The sequence below is a fragment of the Exiguobacterium sp. s22 genome, from assembly GCF_018617455.1.
In the GTDB taxonomy this organism is placed as follows: domain Bacteria; phylum Bacillota; class Bacilli; order Exiguobacteriales; family Exiguobacteriaceae; genus Exiguobacterium.
Genome location: NZ_JACSKD010000002.1, coordinates 198,963 through 213,099 on the forward strand (window position 1 = coordinate 198,963; position 14,137 = coordinate 213,099).

The 14,137-nt window shown below is 50.4% G+C and carries 12 protein-coding genes; all 12 read left to right on the forward strand.

Annotated elements, in window-relative coordinates; translation table 11 throughout:
• Positions 1-138 precede the first annotated feature (138 nt).
• The 12 genes from cspD to KNO94_RS04910 all read left to right on the forward strand — a co-directional run bounded on the left by cspD (position 139) and on the right by KNO94_RS04910 (position 14,080).
• A complete protein-coding gene (gene cspD, locus KNO94_RS04855) occupies positions 139-336 on the forward strand; it encodes a cold-shock protein CspD (protein ID WP_012726946.1) in 198 nt (65 codons plus the stop codon).
• Between the two features lie 306 nt (positions 337-642).
• On the forward strand, positions 643-1,206 hold the full coding sequence (gene hpf / locus KNO94_RS04860; protein WP_214741660.1) for a ribosome hibernation-promoting factor, HPF/YfiA family: 564 nt from the start codon (positions 643-645) through the stop codon (positions 1,204-1,206).
• Positions 1,207-1,345: 139 nt separating this feature from the next.
• Entirely contained in the window at positions 1,346-3,868 is a 2,523-nt protein-coding gene (gene secA, locus KNO94_RS04865; RefSeq protein WP_214777950.1) for a preprotein translocase subunit SecA, read from the forward strand.
• Between the two features lie 54 nt (positions 3,869-3,922).
• Positions 3,923-5,023: a peptide chain release factor 2 gene (prfB, locus tag KNO94_RS04870; RefSeq protein ID WP_214777952.1), complete on the forward strand. Its 1,101-nt coding sequence runs from the start codon at positions 3,923-3,925 to the stop codon at positions 5,021-5,023.
• A 61-nt stretch (positions 5,024-5,084) separates the two neighbouring features.
• Positions 5,085-5,942: a YitT family protein gene (locus tag KNO94_RS04875; protein WP_214741653.1), complete on the forward strand. Its 858-nt coding sequence runs from the start codon at positions 5,085-5,087 to the stop codon at positions 5,940-5,942.
• A gap of 108 nt (positions 5,943-6,050) precedes the next feature.
• Positions 6,051-6,386 (forward strand): cytochrome c551, encoded by a 336-nt coding sequence (cccB, locus tag KNO94_RS04880; protein ID WP_214741651.1) that lies wholly within the window; start codon positions 6,051-6,053, stop codon positions 6,384-6,386.
• Between the two features lie 115 nt (positions 6,387-6,501).
• A complete protein-coding gene (locus KNO94_RS04885; protein WP_214777954.1) occupies positions 6,502-8,109 on the forward strand; it encodes a BCCT family transporter in 1,608 nt (535 codons plus the stop codon).
• 352 nt (positions 8,110-8,461) lie between these two features.
• Positions 8,462-9,148: a cell division ATP-binding protein FtsE gene (gene ftsE, locus KNO94_RS04890; RefSeq protein WP_214777955.1), complete on the forward strand. Its 687-nt coding sequence runs from the start codon at positions 8,462-8,464 to the stop codon at positions 9,146-9,148.
• A complete protein-coding gene (ftsX, locus tag KNO94_RS04895; RefSeq protein ID WP_214742402.1) occupies positions 9,138-10,040 on the forward strand; it encodes a permease-like cell division protein FtsX in 903 nt (300 codons plus the stop codon). Before ftsE ends, ftsX begins: the two co-directional genes overlap by 11 nt.
• A gap of 23 nt (positions 10,041-10,063) precedes the next feature.
• Positions 10,064-11,392, forward strand: a complete 1,329-nt coding sequence (locus KNO94_RS04900; protein WP_214777956.1) for a murein hydrolase activator EnvC family protein — start codon at positions 10,064-10,066, stop codon at positions 11,390-11,392.
• 101 nt (positions 11,393-11,493) lie between these two features.
• Positions 11,494-12,897: a S41 family peptidase gene (locus KNO94_RS04905; RefSeq protein WP_214777957.1), complete on the forward strand. Its 1,404-nt coding sequence runs from the start codon at positions 11,494-11,496 to the stop codon at positions 12,895-12,897.
• A gap of 28 nt (positions 12,898-12,925) precedes the next feature.
• On the forward strand, positions 12,926-14,080 hold the full coding sequence (locus KNO94_RS04910) for a PDZ domain-containing protein (protein ID WP_353047827.1): 1,155 nt from the start codon (positions 12,926-12,928) through the stop codon (positions 14,078-14,080).
• Positions 14,081-14,137: the final 57 nt, after the last annotated feature.

Below are 14,137 nucleotides of genomic sequence, written 5' to 3' on the forward strand. Positions count from 1 at the left end.
TAATTCCAATGAAAGCCAAATGACGAAACGTTTACAAATAATTGAGAAAGTATTTGTCACGCTTACAAGAAGGTGGTAAGATTAGCCGTAGAGGAAAACCCTCTGTATTCTCCAATGGTGAAAGGAATGGATTTACACATGGTAGGTAAAGTAAAATGGTTTAACTCAGAAAAAGGTTTTGGATTCATCGAAGTTGAAGGCGGCAAAGACGTGTTCGTACACTTCTCAGCAATCCAATCTGAAGGCTACAAATCACTTGACGAAGGTCAAGACGTAGAGTTTGAAATCGTTGATGGCGAGCGTGGCCCACAAGCGGCTAACGTTGTAAAATTATAATTTCAAACCACGAAGCCGGCTCCCTTGGGAGTCGGCTTTTTATTTTGTCTACATAATAAAAAAAGGCGTTTAAAAATGAGTGGAATGGGTAATTTCTTTCTATACCTTTCGCTCGTTCAAGGAAATGTTGAATTCGGAACAAAATTGTCATTATTTTCTGATGATAACGTTTTCAAACGTAGCGTTTTCGGGGTATAATATGAATGAGCCACCTGGTTCCCCTTTCTTTTTTAAGAAATGAAGCAGGAGATTCCGTCTCGTTCGACGAATCATTGGTTCAAGCGGTTATTTTAAGGAGGAGTTCAGATGATTTATAACATTCGCGGCGAAAACATTGAGGTCACACCAGCAATCAAAGACTATGTCGAGAAAAAGCTGGAGAAGTTGACTCGGTATTTCACAACTCCTACGGATGCACAGACGGCTTACGTCAACTTGAAAGTGTATAACGAGAAACAAAAAGTGGAAGTGACGATCCCGATGCCGAACTTGTTGCTCCGTGCCGAGGACATGAACCTCGACATGTATGCGGCAATCGACCTCGTCGTCGATAAATTGGAACGTCAAATCCGTAAACACAAAACGAAACTCAACCGTAAAGGACGCGGAAAAGAAGGGGGCGTCGGCGAGTACTTCAAGTCTCTTGAAGGACCTGATGATGCACCGGTCGTCTATGATGAGGACGAGGCAGAGCTCGAACTCGTACGGACGAAACGCTTCACGTTGAAACCGATGGACACGGAAGAGGCGATTCTTCAAATGGATATGCTCGGTCACAGCTTCTTCGTCTTCTCAGACGCAGAGACGGGCAACACGAACGTCGTCTACCGTCGTAAAGATGGGAAGTACGGCTTGATCGAACCTGAATAATAAACTTGACTATACACGACCTCCCGGCTTCGGGGGGTCGTTTCCTTTTGCCTTTCCTTGAAAGGTGGCACCACTTCGGTTAAACTGTACATTAGGGAAAAAACATGCATTTTTTAGTGAGTGCAGAGGAGATATGAGTATGGCGAACTTTTTGAAAGAGTTATTTGCTCCACAGAAACGAATGTTGAAAAAAGCAGAGAAAGCGGCCGACTTGATCGAGTCGTTCGCCGAACCAATCAAGGCATTGTCCGACGAACAGCTTCAGGCGAAGACGGAAGAGTTCCGGGAGCGTTTGGCGAAAGGCGAGACACTTGACGACCTCTTGCCGGAGGCGTTCGCGGTCTGCCGTGAAGCATCAGAGCGTGTGCTCGGTATGCGTCACTACCGTGTTCAACTCATCGGGGGTTACGTGCTCCATAACGGCGACATCGCCGAAATGAAAACCGGTGAAGGGAAGACGCTCGTCGCGACACTTCCAGTCTACTTGAACGCGCTCACTGGCCGTGGCGTACACGTCGTAACGGTCAACGAATATTTGGCGAAACGAGATAAAGAACTCATGGAGCCGCTCTATTTCGCACTCGGTCTCTCGGTCGGCCTCAACGTGTCGAACATGGACCGTGTCGAGAAACAGGCGGCCTATAACTGTGATATCACGTACTCGACGAACAACGAGCTCGGGTTCGACTACCTCCGTGACAACATGGTCCTTTATAAGGAAGACCGTGTCCAACGTGAGCTCTACTACACGATCGTCGATGAAGTCGACTCGATCCTCGTCGATGAGGCGCGTACGCCGCTCATCATCTCGGGATCGGCTCAAAAATCGACAGAACTCTATACACGCGCGGATGCGTTCGTCCGTACGTTAAAAGAGGAAGAAGATTATACGGTCGACATCAAGACGAAATCAGTCCTCTTGACGGACCAAGGGGTTGACCTCGCCGAGAAATTCTTCGGTATCGACAACTTGTTCGCCATCGAACACGTCGCTGTCAACCACCACGTCGGACTCGCACTACGTGCGAACGCGGTCATGCATCATGACATCGACTATATGGTTCGCGAAGGACAGGTCATGATTATCGACCAGTTCACGGGACGTGTCATGGATGGACGTCGCTACTCGGAAGGTCTTCACCAAGCGATCGAGGCGAAAGAAGGCGTCGAGATTCAACGTGAATCCATGACGCTCGCGACAATCACGTATCAAAACTACTTCCGGATGTATGAGAAGCTTGCTGGGATGACCGGTACAGCGAAGACAGAGGAAGAAGAGTTCCGTAATATTTACAATATGCAAGTTGTGACGATTCCGACGAACAAGCCGATCCTCCGGGACGACAAGTCGGACCTGATCTTCAAATCGATGGAAGGCAAGTTCAAAGCTGTCGTTGAAGAAATTGCAATGGTTCATGCGACAGGTCAACCGATCCTTGTCGGTACGGTCGCCGTTGAAACGTCTGAATACTTGAGCAAGCTCTTGACGAAGAAAAAGATTCGTCACGATGTCTTGAATGCGAAGAACCACGCCCGTGAGGCGGAGATTATCGAGAACGCCGGACAAAAAGGTGCGGTCACGATCGCGACGAACATGGCCGGTCGTGGTACCGACATCAAACTCGGAGAAGGCGTCGTCGACCTTGGTGGTCTCTATATCATCGGGACAGAACGTCACGAGTCACGCCGAATCGATAATCAGCTCCGTGGTCGTTCAGGTCGTCAAGGTGACCCAGGTAAATCACAGTTCTACTTGTCACTCGAAGATGAGCTCATGCGTCGCTTCGGGACGGATAGCCTCCAAAGCATGATGGAGCGTCTTGGAATGGATGACACACAACCGATTGAGAGCCGCATGGTATCCAAAGCGGTCGAGTCGGCTCAAAAACGTGTTGAAGGAAACAACTATGATGCACGGAAACAGCTTCTCGGTTACGACAACGTCATGGCCGACCAACGGAAAGTCATGTACAAAGACCGCGCCAGCATCCTTGAGAACGAGTCGGTTACGGATATCGTCCGTTCGATGATGGCCCAGACGGTTGAACTCGGTGTCTTACAATATACACCGATCGAACTCGTGCCAGAAGAATGGAACATCAACGAGCTTGCACATTGGGCAAACCAAACACTCGCACTCGAAAAAACGGTCGAAGGCAAAGACTTCTACGGTAAAGAGCGTGAAGAAATCGTCGAACTCCTCATGGAGCGCGTGAACGAGCAGTATGAGGCGAAGCGTGAACTCGCGCCACCTGAACGCTTCAACGAGTTCGAGAAGATTATCGTACTCCGTGCCGTCGACTCGCACTGGATGTCCCATATCGACCATATGGACCAGTTGCGCCAAGGGATTCACCTCCGCGCTTACGGACAGAACGACCCGCTTCGTGAGTACCAAGCGGAAGGGATCAACATGTTCGACGCGATGAATGCGGCAATCGCAGAAGAAGTGACAGGCTTCGTCCTCCGTGCCGAAGTCGGGGACAACCTCCGACGCGAGAAAGTCGTCGAAGAGGAAGTTGCTGTCTCTGGCAAGAGCGATGCGCCGGTCAAGAAGAAACCGGTCCGTCGTTCGAAAGAAGACAGCATCGGCCGGAACGACCCGTGCTGGTGTGGTTCTGGTAAGAAGTTCAAGAACTGTCACGGTAGACAACAGGCTTAATTATTGAAGAGGCGGGTCCGCTCGCCTCTTTCCTACGGAAAGGTGAATCACACTATGGAAATTTCAGATATTCGGAACGAACTAGAGGCGATGGCGAAACGCCTCGAGAATTACAGAGCATCGCTCAACTTGACAGAGAAAGAGGCACGTATCGCCGAGCTCGAGAACGAGATGACGTATCCTGACTTCTGGGACAACCAGGAGAAGGCTCAAAAAGTCATCGACGAATCGAACGGCCTCAAAGCGATGGTCGACAAGTATCAAGACCTCGCGACCCAACATGAGGACGGCGAAGTGACGCTCGAACTCATCAAGGAAGAGCCGGATGCAGAGATGCAAGAAGAGCTCGGAGAATCGATTCAAGCGCTCAAGAAAGAGTTTGATGACTTTGAACTTGAAATTCTATTGAACGGCCCATACGATGCGAACAACGCCATCCTTGAATTGCACCCGGGTGCGGGCGGTACCGAGTCACAGGACTGGGCATCGATGCTCCTTCGGATGTATCAACGTTTCGCGGACAAACAAGGCTGGAAAGTCGAGACGGTCGATTACCTCCCAGGTGAGGAAGCGGGCGTCAAGTCGGTCACGCTCCGCATCATCGGACATAACGCATACGGCTACTTGAAAGCGGAAAAAGGGATTCACCGTTTAGTCCGCATCTCGCCGTTTGATTCGTCAGGTCGTCGTCACACGTCGTTCGTGTCATGTGACGTCATGCCGGAATTCGATGACGACATCGAGATCGAAGTACGGACAGAAGACCTCCGCATCGACACATACCGCGCGTCAGGTGCCGGCGGACAGCACATCAACACGACGGACTCTGCCGTCCGGATCACGCACGTGCCGACAGGCGTCGTCGTCTCATGTCAGACAGAGCGTTCACAAATCAAGAACCGTGAGTCGGCAATGAAGATGTTGAAAGCGAAATTGTATCAACGCGAACTCGACGAGCAACAACGTAAACTCGATGAGATTCGTGGAGAGAAGACGGATATCGGTTGGGGTAGCCAAATCCGTTCATACGTCTTCCACCCGTACTCGATGGTCAAAGACCACCGGACGAACTATGAAGTCGGAAACACAAGCGGTGTCATGGACGGGGATGTCATGCCGTTCATCGATGCTTACCTTCGTAAAACAAATATGTGATGCATGTGGCTCAAAGACTCCCGTCTTTGGGCCACGTTGTCTGTAAAGGAGAATTTCTTTAATGAAGCAAATCGTCAAAGACTATCTGTATTTGTTGACGGGCTCGGTATTCGTCGCCTCGGCCTTCAGCTTGTTCCTGTTGCCGAACAACCTCGCATCGGGCGGGGTGAGTGGGATCTCGGTCATCACGTATGAACTGTTTGGCATCTCGCCAGGGGCGTTTCAGCTCGTGGCAAACGTACTGCTCCTCATCGTCGGATGGGCAATCCTCGGACTCGGGTTCGGCGTGAAATCACTCGTCGGCTCCATTTTCTTGCCAGGTGTCATTCTATTTTATGAGGCGATCGATGCCGGGGCTGCCGTGAACGACACGTTACTCGCTGCCATCTTCGGTGGAGTCGGTGTCGGTGTCGGGCTCGGTCTCATCTTCCGCGGACGCGCCTCGACTGGTGGGATGGACTTGATCGCACAGATTTTACATAAGTTCACGCACATCCCGCTCTATCTTTGTATCGCCATCCTCGACGGTATGGTCGTTTTGACCGCAGCTCTCACGTTCTCGTTCTCGACTGGGCTTTATGCACTGATTGCACTATTTATCACGGTCAAAATGATCGACTTCGTCCAGCTTGGGTTCACACAGGACAAGATGGCGTATATCATCTCGGAAAAACGGGACTTCATCGTCCGGGCCGTCTTTGAGGAACTCGATCGCGGTGCGACGGAGATTCAGGCGATTGGGGCGTACTCACGTCTGGACCGTCCGATGCTCATGATCGTCGTCCGTCAGAGTGAAGTGAGCCGACTGAAAGAAATTATTCGTCGGATCGACCCGGAAGCGTTCCTCGTCTTTAGCGAGGCACACGAGGTACTTGGACAAGGGTTTACGTCGGATAAGCGTTATATCAACGTGCCGTAAGTTGTGGAATCTTTGTGTACTTTTCGTGAGATTAGGTTAGAAAGCATACGTTTACGGCTATAATGGTAAATGTAGGTGATTTCTACAACTTAGGAGGGGAACGCGGTTATGAAAAAATGGATGATGGCCATTGGCCTCGGCGCCATGTTGACGCTCGGAGCATGTGGCGGCGGTGAAGAAGAAGGAACGTCGAGCGACGGGGATACGGGCTCGAACACAGCATCGATTGATGCAGAAGCGGTCTTCGCGCAAAACTGTGCAGCGTGTCACGGTGCGAACCTTGAAGGAATGAGTGGTCCGTCACTCGAGCAAGTCGGTGCTCGTCTGTCGGCAGAAGAGATTGAAAATGTCATTCGAAACGGACAAGGCGCGATGCCTGCGAACGTCCTCGAAGATGATGAAGAAATCACGGCGGTCGCCGCTTGGCTCGCTGAGAAAAAATAAGTGTTGGAAGCATGAGGCGAACAGGTCCCTCATGCTTTTTTTGTTTGGGGTCCTAAGGCTTAGGGAATTATTGTTAGGGTGATATACAGACGTTATGGAAATGGAGTGATTACAATTGAAGACTAAGTTGATTGACTGGCCGACTTTTATCGGCTCGTTCGTATTACTGTTAGGGGTGACGTTGCCGCTCATCTTCTTCCCGGAGACAGGGAAGGCTTGGGTCGGCGCGGCGAACGAATACATGACCTCTAACTTTGGGGTGTTGTACTTAGCGATGGGGTTAGGCGCATTCGGATTTTTGATCTTTATTGCCTTCAGCAAGAATGGGCACATCAAATTAGGTCGTGAAGATGAAGAACCCGAATTCAGTACATTCTCATGGGCGGCGATGTTGTTTGCTGCCGGGATCGGGTCGAGTATTCTTTATTGGTCGGTCATCGAATGGGTGTATTACTATGAAGGACCACCATTTGGATTGACACCCGAGTCACCGGAAGCCATCCAATGGTCGACGGCATACGGGATGTTCCACTGGGGACCGATTGCCTGGGCAATTTATACGTTACCAGCCTTACCGATTGCCTATTTCTTCTATGTCCGCAAGAAGTCCGTATTGAAGGTAAGTGAAGCTGTGCGTCCCGTGATTGGCAGATGGGCGGATGGTCCACTCGGCAAGATTATTGATATCTTATTTATTTTTGGATTATTGGGTGGGGCCGGGACGACACTCGCGCTCGGGACACCGATGATTGCCGAAGGGGTCAACGAATTAACCGGAATTCCTGTCACACTCGGCATGCAAGCCGTCATCATGTTAATTTGTACGGTGATCTTCGCCATCAGTTCATATATCGGACTAAAGGGCGGAATCAAAGTACTGAGTGATTTGAATATTTGGCTCGCCCTTGGGATTTTGACGTTTGTCCTTATCTTTGGACCGACACGCTTTATCTTGGAAACGACATTTAACGGAGTCGGAATCGTGATGGATAACTTCTTCCGGATGGCGACATGGATGGAGCCGTTCGGTGACTTCGGAGGGTTCACCTCGACTGGATTCCCAGAATCATGGACCGTGTTCTATTGGGCCTGGTGGCTCGTGTATGCTCCGTTCGTCGGACTGTTCGTTGCTCGGATCTCACGTGGACGTACGATTCGCAACATGATTTTCGGGACGATGGTATACGGGACACTCGGTTGTATCCTCTTCTTTGGGATTCTCGGAAACTACGGTCTGTATCTTCACTTGAGTGGCACGTTCGACGTCGTCGGATATATGGCGGCAAATGGACCGGCCCCGACGATCATCGCCATCATTGGACAGTTGCCGTTCGGGAAAGTCGTCATCGGCGTCTTTACCATCCTCGCTATCATCTTCTTGGCGACGACGTTCGATTCATCGTCTTATATCTTGGCGTCGGTCACACAAAAACACGTCGAAGACGAGCCGATCGTCTGGAACCGACTCTTTTGGGCGTTCGCCCTTGCGATCATGCCGCTCACGCTCATGTTCCTGGGTGGTCTCGATACGCTCCAGACGGCGAGTATTGTCGGTGGGTTCCCGCTCATCTTTATCATGTTCCTCTTGGCATGGTCGTTCGTCCGTGTCTCGAGCCGGGATATCCGGGCTTCTGATGACTATGAGTCCTCGACGATTCATATCAAATATCGCAAGCGAAAAAAATCACCATTTGATGCCTTGAAAGAAAAACCACACGACTAATATTGTCGAATTTGTGAAGGGTGTTCCTTAGGGAGCACCCTTTTGAAATGCGGTTTCAGTCTCACAAAGAACAGGGTGAAAGCCAGGTTCAGCGCGACATTTTCACACGGAACGCTATTCAACTGAAATACTCCTGTAATGGTGTTTTAAAAGTTGGATTGATATAATTGTAGTCGCTTCAGCTTTGCCCTAGATGTTTTTTTGACCAGGCTATTATCAATCAATGAGACCTTGACAGAGGGAATCATTTCCTGTAAAAAAGACTCTAGGCGAAATATACAGTAACTAAAACAATTGATTTCAATTCGTCATAGATGCTTAAAAAATTTTTAAAAAGGGTAGGGAATACGTTATGATCTCGATGCAAAAAGTCAGTAAAGTATATCCGAACGGCGTCGTTGCCATGGATGACCTCGATTTAGAGATTCGCGACGGCGAGTTTCTTTATGTCGTCGGACCTTCTGGTGCCGGTAAATCGACATTCATGAAGATGATTTATCGCGAGGAGAAACCGACAGCCGGTCAACTATTGATTGACGGACTCGATGTCGGAAAAATCAAAGACCGTCACGTGCCAAAACTTCGTCGTCAACTCGGCGTCATCTTCCAAGATTTTAAATTGCTTCCGTCACTCACAGTGTATGAGAATGTGGCGTTCGCATTAGAAGTTGTCGGAGCAGAGACGTCGTCGATTCGTAAACAAGTCATGGATGTGTTGAACTTGGTCGGATTGAAGAATAAAGCACGCAACTATCCCGATGAGCTTTCAGGTGGGGAACAACAGCGTGTCTCCATTGCCCGAGCGATCGTGAATAAACCAAAACTGATCATCGCCGATGAGCCGACAGGGAACTTGGACCCAGAGACAGCATGGGGCATTATGGAAGTATTTGAAGAAATTCATCGCCGCGGAGCAACGATTGTCATGGCGACACACAACCGTGACATTGTTGATAAGATTCGTCACCGCGTCATTGCGATTGAGAACGGGAAAGTCGTTCGCGATGAAGAGAAAGGAGCATATGGCTATGATGTTTAAGACTGGATTGCGCCATTTGCGCGAAGGGTTCAAAGGAACGCTTCGTAATGGTTGGATGTCGTTCGCGGCAATCAGTGCCGTCACGATCACGTTACTACTTGTCGGTGTATTCGCACTCGTCATGTTCAACGTCAATGAAATCTCAGACAACGTCGAGAACGATGTCGAGATTCAAGTGTTCATCACACGTACCGCAGATGAGAACTCGGTCGAGAAACTCGGAGAGAATATCGAACAGGTGCCGGGCGTCTCGACGGTCACATTCAGCTCGAAAGAAGATGAGTTACAGAAGTTCCAAGACCAACTTGGGGACGATGCGGCTGCATACGGAACGGTAGAAAAAGATAACCCGCTCCATGCCCGTTACATCGTCAAAGCGCAAGACCCGACAGAATTAGAAGAAGTGGCCAAATCGGTCGGTTCACTTGATAATGTCGACGATGTGAAGTACGGGAAAGACTACATCGATAAAATGTTCGCCTTCTTCAACGGGATTCGCATCGGTGGACTCGCGTTGATCGTCGGTTTGACATTGATGGCGATGTTCTTGATCTCGAATACGATTAAAATGACGATTTTCTCACGTCGCCGTGAGATTGAAATCATGCGACTCGTCGGAGCGAAGAACAGCTTCATCCGCTGGCCGTTCTTCATCGAAGGATTGCTTCTCGGAATGCTTGGGGCTCTTATCCCGATTTTAGTCATTTATTTCGGATATGACGTCGCATATAGTGCTTTACAACCATCGCTTGATCAATTGAATAGTGATATATTTAAGTTGATTGATCCATCGACGCTCACGGTCCAAGTATCATTCGTGTTACTTGCACTCGGTGCGTTCATCGGAATCTGGGGATCGACGACATCGCTCGGTCGTTTCTTGAAAATCTAACTTAAATAAGGAGGAGTTGGCGGATGAAACGTTCGCTTGCGCTAGGGTTGTGTGTATCATTACTTGCCATGCCAGTCATGGCGACAGAGAAAGACACGTTGAAAGCTCGGCAAGACCGACTATCCAATGAATTGGAAGAGTCGAAAAAAGCGCAAGCCAAGACGGATGCCGAACTCGAGGTCACCGAGGCAGAGCGTGATGCCGTGAAGACGGAAATTCACGTCGTCGACGACCGGTTGAATGTGTTGAGCGAACAGATCGCCATTCAACAGCACGAGGTCGATACGGCCCGGGCAGAACTCGAGTCGACCCGCCAACAACTCTCCGTTCAAGAGGAATACTTGGAAAGCCAAAAGGAGCTCTTGAACGAACGCCTTCGTGTCTTACAAGTACACGAAGACACGTCTTATCTACAAGTCATTTTTGAGTCCCGTTCCTTCGGCGACTTCGTGACACGGGTCATGACGGCCCGCACGATCGCCGAACAGGACCGGGAACTCATACATAATTATATGAGTGAGATGGAACGTCTGGAGTCGCTCGAGTCGACACAGCGTACCCAACTCTCTTTCATCAAGCAAAAAGAGCGGGAACTTGTCATCACGAAACAAGACCTCGACCGAACGGCCGAGAAGAAGCGTGACTTGTTGGCTGAGCTTGACGAGCAAGTCGAGCAACTCGAACTAGAGAAGATGACGCGTAGTGAAGAACAGGCCGTCATGGCTGAACAGAACCGAATCATCGGTGAACAGCTCGAGGCGATCGCGACTGCAGAACGGGAAGCGGCCGAGGCGGCAGAACGTGCCAAACGAGAAGCGGAAGCGCGTGCCGCTGAAGAACAGGCACGAGCTGAGGCTGAAGCGAGAGAAGCGGAAACAGAAGTCGAGGCACCTGTAGTGACGGCACCTGCCGACACACCGACGCCGGTATCCACATCGACCGGATTTGTTCGTCCCGTGTCCGGTTATGTCTCTAGCCCGTTCGGTCCTCGGAATAATCCGTTGACGGGAGTCCCTGAGATTCATAAGGGAATCGACCTCGTCAATGCGCCGGGCACACCCATTGTCGCGAGCGCACCGGGAGTCGTCATCAAAGCGGCACCGGCGACGGGATATGGGAATGTCGTTTTCGTCTCACACGTCATGAACGGTGAAGTATGGACGACCGTCTATGCTCACTTGAGTGCGATCACGGTCGGATCCGGACAATCTGTTTCAGCCGGACAAACGGTCGGGACGCTCGGAAGCACCGGGTGGTCGACCGGTCCCCATCTTCATTTTGAGTTACATCGAGGAAAATGGGCACCTGGACAACCGAACGCAATTGACCCTGCCCCGTATATTGGCTACTGACAGAAGCGGACGCGTCCCAAATATGTGGAACGCGTCCGCGTTTCCTTTCGTTTTTGCTATAATAATGAAAAGACTTACAAAGAGAAATGAGGGACCAACCCGTGAAAAATTCAACCGCAGGACTACTCGCTGGCACAACATTCGTGGCTGGGGCCGGTGCAGGCCTTGCGACGATGGCGTTTACAGACACATCGCTTCCCGTTCAAACGAATGCGGAAGGCTGGGATAAAGTCGATCAAGTACGTGATTTAATTGAAGAGCATTCCTTACAAGACATTTCGGAAGATGATTTATTGACCGGTGCGCTCGATGGAATGACCGCAGCGTTGAACGATCCGTATTCGGATTTCTTGGACGCTGAAGAAACATCACAATTTACGGATTCGATTGAATCGAGTTTTGAAGGAATCGGTGCGACTTTGGAGAAGAAAGGAGAAGACATTTTAATTGTCGCTCCAATCAAAGGTGCTCCGGCCGAAGAAGCAGGACTACGTCCCGGTGACATCATCACGGCGGTCGACGGGGAGTCGATCGAAGGCATGGACGTTCAGGAAGCCGTTCAACTCATTCGAGGAGAAAAAGGGACGACCGTCACGTTGACCATTCGTCGTGGTAGCCAGACGGCTGACTATGAGATCACACGGGATACGATTCCGATTGAGACAGTGTTCTCTGAAGTGAAAGAGAAAGACGGCAAAAAGATTGGGTATCTTCAAGTCACCCAATTTTCAGAGCCGACGGCCGACGAGTTTCTTGAACAGCTGGACCAACTCGAATCGGAAGACATCGACAGTTTGATCATCGACGTCCGCGGAAACCCGGGTGGTCTCTTGCCGGCCGTCATCGAGATGTCTGAAGGGTTCGTCCCGACATCAAAACCGGTCGTTCAAATCGAAAATGCGGATGGGGACCGTGATGCCCAAAACGGTCGTGCCCGCGAAGCGAAACCATATGACTTGTTCGTCTTGACGGATGAGGGTTCTGCCTCGGCATCTGAGATTTTGACAGGCGCGATGAAAGAAGGGGCAGGGGCGACCATCATCGGGACGAAGACGTTCGGAAAAGGCGTTGTCCAGACGGCGTTCGATTTAGAGGACGGTAGCAATTTGAAGCTGACGACGAGCAAATGGCTCACGCCGGATGGGAACTGGATCCATAAAAAAGGGATTGAACCGGACATTGAAGTGAAACAACCAGATTATTTCAATGTGACTCGTGTCCTGACCGAAGAAGACGAATTAAAAATTGGCGACTACGGGGATGCCGTGTCGAACTTGCATAAAATTTTAACTGGTATCGGCTATGAACCTGGTGGTCAGCCTGGCTACTACGGGGATACGATGGGCGAGGCGGTCAAAGCGTTTCAGACCGATCAAAATCTCACGGCTTCTGGAACGGTCGATGAAGAAACGGCTTCGGCACTCGAATCGAAGCTACTCGAAGAGATTCAAGATGAGGCAAACGATGCTCAATTGAATCGAGCACTCGAAGAAGCTGCAAAATAACGTTGTATGAAAGAAAGGGTTGGACCGCGTGGAAGTTGTACGAATGAGTGTTACGGCTTTATTGACGTTGTTAGGTAGTCCACTATTTTGGGTGACGCTGGTCGCCCTTACATATGTATCGATGACCCGAGTCAAGCGCGAACGAGCCATGTTTCGTTCGAGACGCCGCTCGCCGAAATCGGAATGGAAGCATTTCATTTGGCCGAGTCTTCTACTAGCGGTCCTTTCTTCAACCGCGACGATTTTATTGGAGACGACGATTACATTCGAATGGGCGGTATCGTTCACGGTGCTCTATACGCTCGTGGTATTGACGATGCATCCGCGGTTCTTCAACCCGGTGCTCCCGCTCCTCGTCATCTATGGCGTCGTCTTGTTGCGTGATGTCGTCGCGTACGGGGCATTCCGTGATTGGGTAGAAGCACTTGCTCGCGTAGATTGGACAGTCTACGCGCTGACGTTCGGTCTTGTGACACTTGCGGAAGCGATCCTGTTACGATGGAACGGACCGAAAGAAACGTCGCCGACTTTGATTTTATCAAAACGGGGCCAATTCATCGGGGGGCACGTCGTCAAACGCATTTGGTTTTTCCCGCTCGTGCTATTTTTACCACCGACATTCGGTCTCGACTGGCCGATGGTTCCGATCATTCTTCCGATTCCGATCGGGGTCAGTTTATTGTCGACCGGAGCGTTACCTGGGACGTTGCTCGCTCGGTTGAGTTCTTATCGTGGTGTCCTCGCTTTGGTCGCCCTCGGCTTATTCGGACTCTCGTATACATGGGAAGTCCCATACGCTGACTACGTGTTATTGGCACTCTTCGTTCTCTATGAGCTTGGCCTTCAGTGGATCAAACGTGAGAATCGGGGAACAACGCCCGTCTTTATCAATGGGAATCGAGGGGCCGTCATCGTCGACACCCTTCCAAATTCACCAGGGGAAGCGATGCAACTGATTCCGGGTGAGTCCATCTACAAAGTGAACGGGACGGTCATCACCGGAGGGCACAGCTTTTATGAGGCGCTCCAGCAGCATAAGCCATACATCAAGCTTGAGGTGTTGAATCTGAACGGAGACATCCGGTTCGTGCAACGGGCGATGTATGAGACCGATCCACATGAACTCGGGATCTTGTTCGTCGGAGAGCCGACGAGCCCTCGGGTCCGCCTTCGTAAACTGTAAGAGTATCCGCTATGGATACTCTTTTTTGCATTGAAAAAGGGCACCCGTGAGGATGCC